9 protein-coding genes are annotated in these 12,316 nt (G+C 51.4%); 7 read left to right on the top strand and 2 right to left on the bottom strand.

Going from position 1 to position 12,316, the window contains the following annotated elements:
- Nucleotides 1–3 precede the first annotated feature (3 nt).
- Nucleotides 4–567: a Uma2 family endonuclease gene (locus AB1656_15595; protein ID MEW6236807.1), complete on the bottom strand. Its 564-nt coding sequence runs from the start codon at nt 565–567 to the stop codon at nt 4–6.
- A gap of 218 nt (nt 568–785) precedes the next feature.
- Between AB1656_15595 and AB1656_15590 the strand changes: the two genes are divergently transcribed.
- Nucleotides 786–2,498 carry a family 16 glycoside hydrolase gene (locus AB1656_15590; GenBank protein ID MEW6236806.1) on the top strand — a complete coding sequence of 571 codons (1,713 nt, stop codon included), beginning with the start codon at nt 786–788 and terminating at the stop codon, nt 2,496–2,498.
- Between the two features lie 85 nt (nt 2,499–2,583).
- On the opposite strand, the gene AB1656_15585 is transcribed toward AB1656_15590, so the two are convergent.
- A complete protein-coding gene (locus tag AB1656_15585) occupies nt 2,584–3,294 on the bottom strand; it encodes a hypothetical protein (protein MEW6236805.1) in 711 nt (236 codons plus the stop codon).
- Between the two features lie 664 nt (nt 3,295–3,958).
- Between AB1656_15585 and AB1656_15580 the strand changes: the two genes are divergently transcribed.
- The 6 genes from AB1656_15580 (at nt 3,959) to purL (ending at nt 12,215) form a co-directional block, all read left to right on the top strand.
- Nucleotides 3,959–4,996 carry a rod shape-determining protein gene (locus AB1656_15580; protein ID MEW6236804.1) on the top strand — a complete coding sequence of 346 codons (1,038 nt, stop codon included), beginning with the start codon at nt 3,959–3,961 and terminating at the stop codon, nt 4,994–4,996.
- A gap of 66 nt (nt 4,997–5,062) precedes the next feature.
- Nucleotides 5,063–5,953, top strand: a complete 891-nt coding sequence (mreC, locus tag AB1656_15575; protein ID MEW6236803.1) for a rod shape-determining protein MreC — start codon at nt 5,063–5,065, stop codon at nt 5,951–5,953.
- A gap of 67 nt (nt 5,954–6,020) precedes the next feature.
- Nucleotides 6,021–6,524, top strand: coding sequence for a rod shape-determining protein MreD (gene mreD, locus AB1656_15570; protein ID MEW6236802.1), 504 nt, complete (start codon nt 6,021–6,023; stop codon nt 6,522–6,524).
- A 4-nt stretch (nt 6,525–6,528) separates the two neighbouring features.
- Nucleotides 6,529–8,391 (top strand): penicillin-binding protein 2, encoded by a 1,863-nt coding sequence (gene mrdA / locus AB1656_15565; GenBank protein ID MEW6236801.1) that lies wholly within the window; start codon nt 6,529–6,531, stop codon nt 8,389–8,391.
- Entirely contained in the window at nt 8,366–9,682 is a 1,317-nt protein-coding gene (locus AB1656_15560) for an FtsW/RodA/SpoVE family cell cycle protein (GenBank protein ID MEW6236800.1), read from the top strand. The genes mrdA and AB1656_15560 overlap by 26 nt, the downstream gene beginning before the upstream one ends.
- A gap of 169 nt (nt 9,683–9,851) precedes the next feature.
- A complete protein-coding gene (gene purL, locus AB1656_15555; protein MEW6236799.1) occupies nt 9,852–12,215 on the top strand; it encodes a phosphoribosylformylglycinamidine synthase subunit PurL in 2,364 nt (787 codons plus the stop codon).
- Nucleotides 12,216–12,316 lie beyond the last annotated feature (101 nt).

Here is a 12,316-nt window from a genome sequence, read left to right as displayed (position 1 = left end):
TAATTATATTCCCAAAATATCGCCCGCTTTCACAAGAATATCGGGAAAAGCTTGGGGCGATAAAGTTTGATCCGGCGCTAACGTGAGAATTTGCCGATAGCCGTTTTCGGAAGGTTGGCGGTAAACCTCGATGTTTTTATCTTGAAGATTCACTAGCCAACATTCGATTATATTATGTTTGGCGTAAAGCGGGATTTTCAAGTTCTTATCATAGCCAAGAGACGAGTCCGCGACTTCAATCAACAGAAACACGTCGTCAGGAACGGGATGCGCGTTGCGGTAGTAATCCAGTCTAGGTTTTAGTAAGACGACATCCGGCTGCGGTTCGGAATAGACGCTTAAACGCAAGGGATCCTGCGCACCGATAATGAATTCTTCGCCAATACGGCGGCGGAAAAATTGAATCAACCATTTTACGCATCCGGCGTGAGGATTTCCAATCGGCGTCATTTGGATGATCTCTCCTTCGATGAGTTCTACATGATCGTCTTCGGTAAAAATGCCCGAACGTCCCATTTGATAATATTCCTCGATTGTGAAAAGCCGTTTGAGCGTTTGAATAGACATGATAATTCACCCGATTCCAGCTTCTTTGGATTTACTAATTATTATAAATCCTTTCCTTAAAAATTACCATAAAAACATCGGCGCTTTCTTTGTCCTTCCGCTCCGTCTTAGGGTCTATTCCAACGCTTGGGGATGCGGTAGGATAGAAAGGCATTTTCATTTCTACACGCGAAAGGAGCAATATGGTGAGGAAGCGAAGAATTTTCGGGAGAATACTATTGTTGACCGTCTGCTTGGCGGGATGGATGGGCGCAGATTCCGCTTTGGCGCAATATCCCGACCGGGCGGGTTACGTCAGCCTATTTAACGGGCGCGATTTGAGCGGCTGGAAGATGCAATGGGAAGGGCTTTGGAATGTCGAACGGGGCGTTCTGACCGGACGGCAGGATCCAGCGAAAGGCGGCGATTCATGGTTGTTTACCGAGAATACTTGGGACGATTTCATTCTGCAGTTGGAATTTAAAATGACGTCCAACTGCAATAGCGGCGTCGGCATCCGCATGCCCAAAAGCGCGGAAGGCCGCCCATCACAATATGGCTATGAAGTGCAGATCAGCGATGTGGACGAAGAATTCCCAACGGGAAGCCTTTTCCGCCACCTAGCCGCCAATATAAAAATGCAGGGGCCGAATTGGAACGAGATGCACATCGCTTGCGTGAAGGATCATATCGTTGTTTACGTGAACAAGCAGAAGGTGCTGGACGCGCGGAATATGACGAACTCCCTGGAAGGAAGGATCGGGTTGCAAGTGCACGGCGGCGCGGCGTTAAAGGATCAGGTCGTTCAGTTCCGCAATATTCGCATTAAGGATTTGAAGCCGCAATACCGCTGCCTGCAATCTCCATTGCAATTCAAGACGCATCAGATCGATTCTCTATTAAGCGAAGGGTGCACGGTTACGGATATCAACCGCGATGGGCGGCTCGACATTACTTGCGGTCCGCGCTGGTATCAGGCCCCTGACTGGACGCCGCACGAACTGCGCGAAGTGATCGTCAGCGGCGAATACATGAACAATTACGGCGAGATCGCTTTGGATGTCAACCGCGACGGCTGGATGGACGTTATTTCCGGCGGGTGGTTCATTCCCAAAATGGCGTGGTACGAGAATCCCGGAAATCCGGAATCAGCGGCGTTGTGGAAAGAGCATGTTATCGCCAACGATCTCGACGGGACGGAAGTCATCTATCCTTGCGACATCGATAAGGACGGGCGAACAGATGTTCTCGCCAATTTTTACAATATGGATTTGCCCGCGACGTATTTTGCTTACGTGGGATTGGACAAGAGCGAAAGCGGATTCGAGCGGCGCGTCCTCGGCGATCAAGGACGCGGGCACGGCATGGGCTTCGGCGATTTGAACGGCGACGGCCGCAGCGACGTGTTGACGCCCAGCGGATGGTACGAAAGCCCGCTCCATCCGAAAAGCGAGCAGTGGAGTTTTCACCGCAACTTCCGCGCCGAGCATACGGGCATTCCCTTTTTAGTGGACGATTTTAACGAGGACGGGCTTGCCGATATCGTCTTCGGCTATGCGCACGATTACGGCTTGTATTGGCTGGAACAAACGAAGGACAGCGCCGGGCGGCGGCAATTCATCGAACATCCTATCGACGAAACCTATTCTCAACTTCATTGCCCCATTCTAGTCGATTTGGATGGCGATGGGACAAAAGATATTGTGGCGGGCAAGCGCTACCGGGGGCATAACGGCGCCGATCCAGGCGCCATGGAGCCGCAGTGCATTTTCTGGTATCGCGTGAAAAAGGGTCCCGATCCCCAATTTACCAAACACATCGTTTCTTATGACGAGAACATCGGCATGGGAATGAACACTCATGCGGTGGATATCGATTACGACGGCGATCTAGATTTGGTAGCGCCGGGCAAAACCGGATTATATTTGCTGGAGAACGTTACCGGGCAATAATGAGTAGGAAATGTTGGGCTACGCTTCGCTTTGAGCCCACCCTACAATTACTGAAGAATGCAACCGGACAGTAAACAGTTCTGCGTTATTCTTGTTTTTCCAAAGCGAAACCGGAGGGGAGTACGGTGAGGGTGTACCGGCTCCCCTCTTTGGCTTCATGAGTAACGGAAGAACCGTAAGTCAATTCGACCAGAGGAATGGAATCGCTGTATTTCATCATCCAACGCCACCATTTTTCGCGCGAAGGATCCATCAAAGAATAATACGTGCGTTTGTTTTGCTGATCGGCGTCCCGTTCGTCTTCGATAAAGGAAAAATCGCCTTGTACGCGGGTCAACTGATAAACCGGCTTCATCCCCAGAAAATTAAATGTAGGTTTGAAGCGCACGATGTTGCCCCGCACGGTCCATAAATCGCCTCGGATGAAATAGTCCTCGTCCAGCGCTTTGGTCTTGTTATTCATCGGTTCTCCCAATTCCTTAAGATGGAGAATAAATCCGTCCTTGGAGGGAGCTTTTGCAATCGAGATTTCGGCGACGGGCCGGCCTACGGTAAAAATCCGGTAGGTTTGCAAGAAAATAGCGGCGTTCATGACGGCCAGAGCCGCAAAGAAGAATATCCAGGCGCTAAACAACAAGCCGCTGTCGCGGGCGAATTTACCCTTGCGGCGGCGTTCCAGAGTAATAGGATTTTTTCGGCAACGAAGGATGGAATTGCGAAGGAAAAGGCCGGCAAGACCGAAGGAAAACACATAAAGAGTGATTGAAAATCCATAAAGCGAGGTCAATAAATCCATTTTGGTTATCCATCCCATCCATTCTTTTGTGTAGTATACTGAAAATCGCCTCCTATTGTAACGAAAAAGCGCATCTTTTTCTTCGCTGTTCGCAATCCAAGAATTTCAAGAAGGTTTAAGTCTCTTTATCGAAGTTTTTATGGAGATGTGATCGATTGGCAGTAAAGGTTGATCGAAATAATCCTGCCGATCCGTTCTCATCTATTACGATGAATACGAATTGTTCGTTGGGATCGGCGGTCGATTTTATATATGGCGTCTTCAATCATTGATGTTAACTTGACTGATACGAGACATTACGCTATAAAATATTTCGAAATGTAACTTAATATAATAATATGTGGCTTGAAAATATCTAAGATGAGAGGTTAGGGGAAGGTTTTTTTCTTGCGGGAGCGCGTTCAGAATATCTTTTTCCTTTTTTTTCTCTATAATGGTTGTCATAATAGGCTTAATATTTCTAAATGGAAATTTCCGGCGGCGCAAGTTTAGGGGATTTTCGAGAGTTAGATTCTCCTGAACTTGGCGCGGCGGGGGGAGTTTTATAGGTTTGGCAAAAGGGTTTATCCTAGTAAGATTGTATACTACGGCTTTCTGTACGGCATGAAGAAAGACGTTATCGAAAAACAGCAAAGGATTCGCTGAATTTTTAGGAGAGCAATAGATGCTTTTTTCGCGTATAAAAGGGTTTTTTTCCAGGGATTTGGGGATCGATCTCGGGACGGCGAATACGTTAGTTTACGTTAAAGGGCAAGGAATCGTTTTGTGCGAGCCTTCCGTGGTGGCGATCGTGAAGGGTACCAACCAGGTTTTGGCGGTTGGAAGCGAAGCGAAAAACATGTTAGGCCGCACGCCGGGAAATATAGTAGCCATCCGTCCGATGAAAGACGGCGTGATCGCCGATTTCGAAGTGACGGAAGCGATGCTGCGGTACTTCATTAATAAAGTGCACAACCGAACGCGGATGGTGAATCCCAGGATCATGATCTGCGTTCCCTCCGGCATCACGAGCGTGGAGCGGCGCGCCGTGAAAGATTCCGCCATCAGCGCAGGCGCCCGCGAGGTGATGCTGATCGAGGAGCCGATGGCGGCGGCGATTGGGGCGGGACTGCCGGTAGCGGAAGCATCCGGCAACATGATTGTGGACATCGGCGGCGGAACAACGGAAGTGGCGGTTATTTCTCTCTCCGGCCTGGTGGTTTCCCGATCCATCCGCGTGGCGGGCGACGAGTTGGACGAGGCGATTATATCCCATATCAAAAAGAACTACAACTTGATGATCGGCGAGCGCACGGCGGAGATGATAAAGATCGGGATCGGATCCGCCAAGAAGGTGGGAGAAGAGCAAAGCATCGACATTAAAGGACGCGATTTGATCAACGGTCTGCCGAAAACCGTGCGCATCACCATGGAAGAAATACGCGAATGCTTGCAGGAACCGATCAGCGCCATCGTGGACGTCGTGAAAATCGCATTGGAAGAGACGCCGCCGGAATTGGCCGCCGACATCATGGAGCGGGGGATTATGCTGGCGGGAGGCGGGTCGCTTTTGCGCGGCCTGGAATCGTTGATAGCGGACGAAACAGGACTGCCGGTGCATGTGGCGGAAGATCCTCTCACCTGCGTCGTCATGGGGACGGGGAAGGCGTTGGACGAAATGGATCGTTTGCGCTCCGTTATTCAAACGACGGACAATATCTAACGCAGGAAGGATCGCTTGTCCTTCCAACCAAACCGATCCCCGTGAAAGGAGTGGATTCTCGTGGCGATGTTCAATTCCAATCCGCGGCCTTCCTACGGTAGAAAGAAGAAATGGAATTTCGTCCATCCGAAAGCGCTGGGAATCGTATTCATCGTTATTTCGCTTGGATTGATGATTTATTATTCCTCGGGAGGCCGAGGCGCATCCTCTCTTCCCTTGGCCGGCGTAACGACGGGACCCATCTCCATCATGCAGGGAGGAAAGAATATTCTCGGCGGGTGGGCCGATTATATTTTTGGCGGTTTTCGCGCCCAAAAAGAACTGGCGGCGGTCAAGAAAGAGTTGGAAACGCTGCGGCAGGAGAATTTGGATTTGCGCTATAAATTGCGCAATCACGAAGCGTACCGGAAAGCGCTCTTGTTTCAGGCCGAGGAGGATTCGTTTCCTTCCATCGCCGCCATCGTGACGGGGCGCGACGACCGGATGGCACGCTATATCATCATCAATCGCGGAAAGTTGGATGGATTGGACATTAACATGCCCGTATGCGTCGATAGAGCCATTGTAGGGCGGACTATACGAATTACGGAACACTACGCAAAGGTGCAGCCGATTACAGATCCGGGAAGCGCCATTGGCGTTTATGTGGAAGGCACATCGTACGAAGGCATTCTGCGGGGATGGGTCGATGGAAAATCCCTGGTTTTAAAGGACGAACATTTAGTGCCCGCCGGCGACGAGATGAGAAAACCGGAGCCAGGGATGGCGGTTTATACTTCGAATACGGGCATGGTCTTTCCCGCCGGCATCCTTGCCGGATATATCTCCGAAGCCACTCTTGAAGGCTTGAAAGTCGTGGAACCGGCCATGAAATTCGATACGGTTCAATCTGTGCGGGTTGTAACGAAGACGCCGTTGAAGGAAGAAATGGTTTCTTTGCTTTCCAGTGAAGAATGATGAATATTGGGCGAACGTCATCGCCAGTGGGCGCCCGCGGGGGGGCGTCCCTGCGAACGAGTGAAGAATGATGAAATCTTGGGCGATCGTTATAGCCGCCTATCTCGCCGATATCGCCGTGCGGATTTTTATCCAGCCTCGCGAATGGAGTCCCGATCTACTATTGCTCGCTATTCTTTACGTCACCCTTTCGGCGCCGTTGGGCGAAGCGTATTTCATCTCCTTAGTCAGCGGACTTTTTTGGGATGGCGCATTTTTGGATTTTTACGGGATGCACTCCTTTCTCTTTATTTTAGCGGCGATGATAACCGCCCGGCTTCGTCCTTTGTTGTGGGTGCAATACGCCATTTCCCGGCTGCTGTTGGGATTTCTACTTTCCGCTCTCGTTCGTTTCGGAGAAACGATTTTTTGGCTTTCCAATATGGAGCATCCCTTGCCGCTCGCTTGGCCGCAACGGTACATTCTCGCCGGAGCGGTGGTGAGCGGAGTATGTTTTATGCTGTTTCCTTGGCGATCGAAACCTATTAGTTTAGCGCGAAAATCGCCGCAAACCCTGTTTGCAAACCGATAAGCCGATGAAATCAGAAAAATATCCGCAGACGCCGAAATCGGACGGCCTGGATCAACGGCTTCACCTTCTCTTGTCGGTCGTCGCCGCGGCATTCGTCATGCTGGTTTTTCGCCTATGGACGCTCCAGGTTTATCAAAAAGAGAAATTCGAAGATTTGGCGAAAGTGAATTACGTGCGGGAGGTAGTGGTTCCGAGCGAACGGGGAAAGATTCTCGACCGCCATGGACGTCCGATGGCCGAAGACGTCAGTTTTTGGGACGTGTGGATTTCCATTGCAACCGACCGGCGAGAAAAGCGCATCGTTACCCCGGCTGTAAGCCGTTCGCTGCAAATTCTGTCGGAAATCCTTGAAAAACCATACGCGGCGCTGGAAAACACTTACAAAACGAAAAAGCGTGACAGCAATTACAAGCACAAACGGGTATTGATCGAGAGCCGCGCGCCCTTCGACAAATACGTGGCCATCGAGGAGCGCCGGATCGAGTTTCCCATGGAAGCGATGGTCTTCACCGTGGAAACGCCCAACCGCCGTTACCGGTACGGCGATCTAGCCGGGCATGTTTTGGGATATACGGGCAATATCAATTCCACGCAGCTCCAGGAAGAAAGATACACCGGATATTCGCCGAGAGACCGGGTGGGGATCAGCGGCGTGGAATATCAATACGAGGAATACTTGCGCGGACAGGATGGAACCAATCAGATCTTCGTCGACAAATTGGAGATACAGCATGGAAGCGCCATCGAGATCAAACCGGCGATAAGCGGGAACGACGTTCAACTTTCGTTGGATTACAAATTGCAGTTGGCGGCGGAAACGATTCTCGGCGCCTCGCGCGGCGTCATCGTCGTAACGAACGTAAAGGACAATTCGCTGCTCGCGCTCGCGTCCAGTCCGCGCTACGATCCCAACGATATTATTACCCACTACGGCAAATATCTCTTAGATCCGTCGCATCCTTTGGTCCATCGGGCCATCTCCGCCCGATACGAACCCGGCTCCGTATTCAAGGTCTTCGAAATGTTCGGCCTCTTGGAGGATTTGAAGGTCGATCCCAGCGAACGAGTGTATTGTCCCGGCAGTTTTTCACTGCCCGGCAGGGCGAAACCTTGGCGCTGCCATAAGAGGGAAGGGCATGGTTCCGTGGACATGATCCAAGCGTTAAGCAAGTCCTGCGACGTCTATTTTTACGAAATGGCGGGAAGACGGCTTGGCATCGACCGGATGGCCGCCTGCGCCATCGATTTCGGATTGGGCGATAAGACCAACATCGATCTTCCCAACGAACAGTGGGGGCCTTTTCCCTCTCGCGCCACCAAACGGGAGTGGGTGCCGGGATTCACGATCAACCAAGCTATCGGCCAGGGAGATATCTTGCTGACTCCCATTCAGATTTCCACCGCGATCTGCGCCGTGGCGAATCGAGGAACGCTTAATCAACCGCATGTGGCGCAAAAAATCCATTTTTCGGACGGGAAAACACCCGATTTGGAAATTCAGTCTACGCCTTCGGGAACAATCGAAGCGAGTTCGCGGACCTTTTCCATCGTCCAAAAAGCCATGTGGGAAGTATGCAACGACGTCATAGGCGGGACGGGACGGCGGGTCTACGACCAAGATCCCAACAATCCCTGGCGTTACGTTATAGATCAAAAATTTACCGTAGCGGGAAAGACCGGAACGGCGCAGCATGGCGGCGAGTTGGATCACGCCTGGTTTGTTTGCTTCGGCCCTTTCGAAAATCCGGAGATCGTCATAACGGTCCTTTTGGAAGACGCCGGTCACGGCGGCGAAGTAGCCGCCCCCTTGGCGAAAAAATTGATAGAGGTTTATCGCGGACGTGTTGAACTCCAAGATCTTGTTTAGCCTGGATTATATCGTAATCGCTTTGGCCATGGCGTTGGCGGCGATGGGCGTCATCGCGATCTGGGGCGCCACGTTGGGGGGAGAGGAGTCTTACTTGTGGATCGTTCAACTGCGATGGGTGATTTTAGGTTTCTTATGCCTGATCGCGGTTTTGTTCGTGGATTACCGGAGTTTGATTCGTTGGGCGCCCTTCTTTTACGCTTTGGGAATATTCGGCCTTTTGCTGTGTTTTACTCCCCTGGCGCCGGAGATTAAAGGAGCGAGGTCCTGGATTAAAATAGGAGGGCTTCCTCAATTTCAACCTTCCGAATTCTCCAAATTAGCGACGGCGTTGATGTTGGTTTGGCTATTTGGCAAGCGAAAAGACAATTGGAACGGCTTTCTCGATCTCTTTTGGCCTTTGCTGATCAGCGGGGTTCCTGCGCTATTGACTGTCAAGCAGGGAGACATTGGAGGAGCGATGGTTTTCGCTCCGATCGCCCTGATCGTCATGTTCGTCGCCGGAATGCCTTATACTTATTTGTTGTTTCTCTGTTCTCCTTTATTATGTTTTATCGGAATCAACCATGATGTTTTATATGTTTTTTTATGGATTGGATTAATGTGTTTTCTGATTCTGATGGCTCTCGTCTTTCGGACGAAATGGAGCGTATGGATTCCGTTCTTTTTTATCAGCCTGTTCAGTTATGCTCTTATTTATGGGTATGGACAGGAACTATGGGATCATTTTCCCAACCATGCTAAAAGCCGATTGATTGGATATTGGAATCCCGAATTCGATATCAAAGATACGAATCACAACATTTATCAATCCAAGATCGCTTTAGGATCGGGGGGATTTTGGGGCAAGGGATTAGGGCGCGGAACGCAAAGCCAATATGGATTTCTGCCCGAATACAAGCACGATTTCGTTTTTTCCGTTATGGGAGAGCAGGTGGGATTTTTGGGCGGGATCATTATCATCGGGGTGTTTTTGCTCTTGCTCTTGCGCGGGCTGGATACGGCGATGGGATCGAGAACCATGCAGGGAAGCCTGACGGCGACGGGAGTCATCGCCATTTTCTTTACGCATATTTTGGTTAATATCGGGATGGTGACAGGATTATTGCCTGTTACGGGCTTGCCTCTCACGTTTATTTCCTACGGCGGATCGTTTATGTTGTGCAATATGATTGGCGTAGGGCTTCTGGCCAATATCCGCATGAGATCATCGACGGAGATGATGGAGAACAGCTTTTTGAACGGCCGCTCGCTGATGGACATTCCAACCCGCATCGACGACGATTTCTAAACGTTCTCTCCAGCCGGATTATCCTAATAAACAGTGAATAGCGATCAGTGATTAGTTATAGAGAAGTAGGATGGGTCACGTTTTTTGACCCATCAGATAAGTAAGATGGGTTGCGTTTTTCGACCCATCGGTTTTTCTCAAAGCCTATCGAATAGAGAAGGATATTTGAATGAATCAACCCATTCCAGACGATAAATATTCGGATCGGGAAGCGTTGAAGAGAGAACTTTCCCAGAGAGGGTTGGCTTTGACGCCGGAGGAGGCGCAAAGCATTCGGCAAAGACTGGGGCGGGCGCCTACGATGGCCGAATTGTTCGTTTTCGATATCGAGTGGAGCGAGCATTGCTCCTATAAAAGCAGCAAAAGACTATTGAAGAAATATCTCCCGACGACGGGGCGCCATGTGATCCAAGGGCCGGAAGAAGACGCCGGGATCGTCTTTTTCGCCGAACATGAGGGCGGGCGCTACGGCATCGTCTTCGCTCACGAAAGCCACAATCATCCCTCGCAGGTTCTGCCTTTCGAAGGCGCGGCGACGGGCATCGGCGGCATCGTGCGCGATGTGGACTGCATGGGCGCTTCAGTGATCGGCGTAGCCGATCCGCTTCGCTTCGGCGATCCTAAGGGGAAATATGCGGAAAGAACTCGCGCCATCGCCAGCGGCGTCGTGGAAGGCATTTACAAATACGGCAACGCCCTGGGCGTTCCCAATTTGGGCGGGGACGTCGTCTATCACGAAGGATTCGACGACAACTGCCTAGTCAACGTCGTGGCCATCGGTATTTTGCGCGAAGAGGAGATCGTTCACAGCCGCGCGCCCAAAGGCGGAGCGGGATACGACGTGATCCTGGTGGGCAAGCCGACGGATCGTTCGGGATTCGGCGGCGCGTCGTTCGCGTCGGGAACATTGGATCAGGAGGACGAAGAAGAGAACAAGGGCGCCGTACAGATTCCCGATCCGTTTTTGAAGAACGTGCTGCTGCATTACAAAGCGACGCATGAAGTTCGCCGCCTGGCCCGCGAGCGGGAGATCGAGATTGGAATGAAAGACCTGGGAGCGGGAGGCATTGCCTGCGCCACCTCGGAAATAGCGGCCAGCGGCGGATTCGGCATTGAAATCAACGTAGATGACGTTCACGTTTCCGAAGCGGGGCTTCCCCCGGAAGTGATTCTTTGCGCGGAGACGCAGGAGCGGTACGCGCTTGTGGTTCCGCCGGAATTCACGCCGGATGTACTGCGGATTTACAACGAGGATTGGGAACTTCCTTCCATCTGTTCCGGCGCGGGCGCAAGAGTCATCGGCAAAATTTTGCATGAGCCGATCATGCGTTGCCGGCATCAGGGCGAAGTAGTTGTGGAATTGCCCATCGATTTCGTCGTCGAGGGGATACGCTATGAACGCCAGGCGCAAGCGCCCAGCCTTCGTCTGGAAGAGCCGGATTTCGAATTTCCCAGCGATCTAAGCGATCTGTTTTTACGGATGTTGTCCCATCCGAATATGGCTTCGAAGGAGAGCATCTATCGCCATTACGATACGGAAGTTCAGGGCCGCGCCGTTATCCGGCCCGGCGAGGCTGACGCATCCTTGATCGTCCCCTTGGAGGGCTGCCGAACGGGAATGGCGCTCTCTGTGGACGGCAACCCTTTTTATGGGGAATTTTCTCCCTTCTGGGGCGGAGCGGCGGCGGTGGCGGAAGCGATGCGTAACGTAGCGGCGATCGGAGCGGTTCCGCGAGCATTAACGGATTGCTTGAATTACGGGAATCCGGAAGTCCCGCAGGATTTTTGGGCGTTGGAAGAGGGGGTAAAGGGCATCTCGGAAGCGGCCAGAGAATTATATCGTCCCGGCGAAGAGAAGGAGCCGATCCCCTTCGTTTCCGGAAACGTCTCTTTATACAACCAGTCGGCAAGCGGCCGTTCCATTCCTCCTTCGCCCATCATCGCATGTTTGGGCGTGATTGATGACGCTTCCAAAGCTGTGACGATGGAATGCAAGAAGGCGGGTCATCGGCTAATGTTGATCGGCGAGAGATTTCGCGAACTGGGCGGTTCGGAGTATTCCCGGGCGATTGGCGCGGTCATGGGCGCGCAAGTTCCCATCGTGCGTTACGAAATAGAACGCGGAATCATTTATGGAACGATTGAAGCCATCGAACAAGGATTAGTTTACGCCGCGCATGACATCTCTGCTGGAGGATTGCTGATATCGGCGGCGGAGATGCTGTTGGCGCTTCATCCCAAGAGTAAGTTGGGATTGGAGTTGCGCCTGGATCCTCTGAAATCTCCCTTGCGCGAAGATATCCTTCTTTTTTCGGAGTCCAGTGGGATGCTGTTGGAATTCGATCCCGATAATACGTTGCCGTTGCTTTCTTTGTTCAAACGATATGGACTTGATGGCTTAATCATTGGCGAAGTCACTGATCGCAAAGTTCTGGAGATATTCGATGCGAAGGGCAAGCCGATGATGAATCTTTCCGTCGAAGCCATGCGTTCGGCGTGGCGCGGCGAATACGGATTGACCCTGGCTTCGTGAATAATATAAAAAAGTAGGATGGGTCGCGTTTTTCGATCCATCGATATGGAATAGAATCATTGATGGGTCAAACGATGCGACTCATCCTACGAATTTATACA

Source organism: Candidatus Omnitrophota bacterium (genome assembly GCA_040755155.1).
Taxonomy (GTDB): domain Bacteria; phylum Hinthialibacterota; class Hinthialibacteria; order Hinthialibacterales; family Hinthialibacteraceae; genus JBFMBP01.
Note: the sequence above shows the minus strand (reverse complement) of the source record. Positions and strands in the feature narration are given on the sequence as shown.

What these genes read in the sequence shown, in the direction of transcription:
- mreC (MEW6236803.1), top strand. Translation starts at nt 5,063, where the DNA reads ATGTTCAATTCCAATCCGCGGCCTTCCTACGGTAGAAAGAAGAAATGG.
- AB1656_15585 (MEW6236805.1), bottom strand. Translation starts at nt 3,294, where the DNA reads ATGGATTTATTGACCTCGCTTTATGGATTTTCAATCACTCTTTATGTG.
- AB1656_15580 (MEW6236804.1), top strand. Translation starts at nt 3,959, where the DNA reads ATGCTTTTTTCGCGTATAAAAGGGTTTTTTTCCAGGGATTTGGGGATC.
- mrdA (MEW6236801.1), top strand. Translation starts at nt 6,529, where the DNA reads ATGAAATCAGAAAAATATCCGCAGACGCCGAAATCGGACGGCCTGGAT.
- mreD (MEW6236802.1), top strand. Translation starts at nt 6,021, where the DNA reads ATGATGAAATCTTGGGCGATCGTTATAGCCGCCTATCTCGCCGATATC.
- AB1656_15595 (MEW6236807.1), bottom strand. Translation starts at nt 567, where the DNA reads ATGTCTATTCAAACGCTCAAACGGCTTTTCACAATCGAGGAATATTAT.
- purL (MEW6236799.1), top strand. Translation starts at nt 9,852, where the DNA reads ATGAATCAACCCATTCCAGACGATAAATATTCGGATCGGGAAGCGTTG.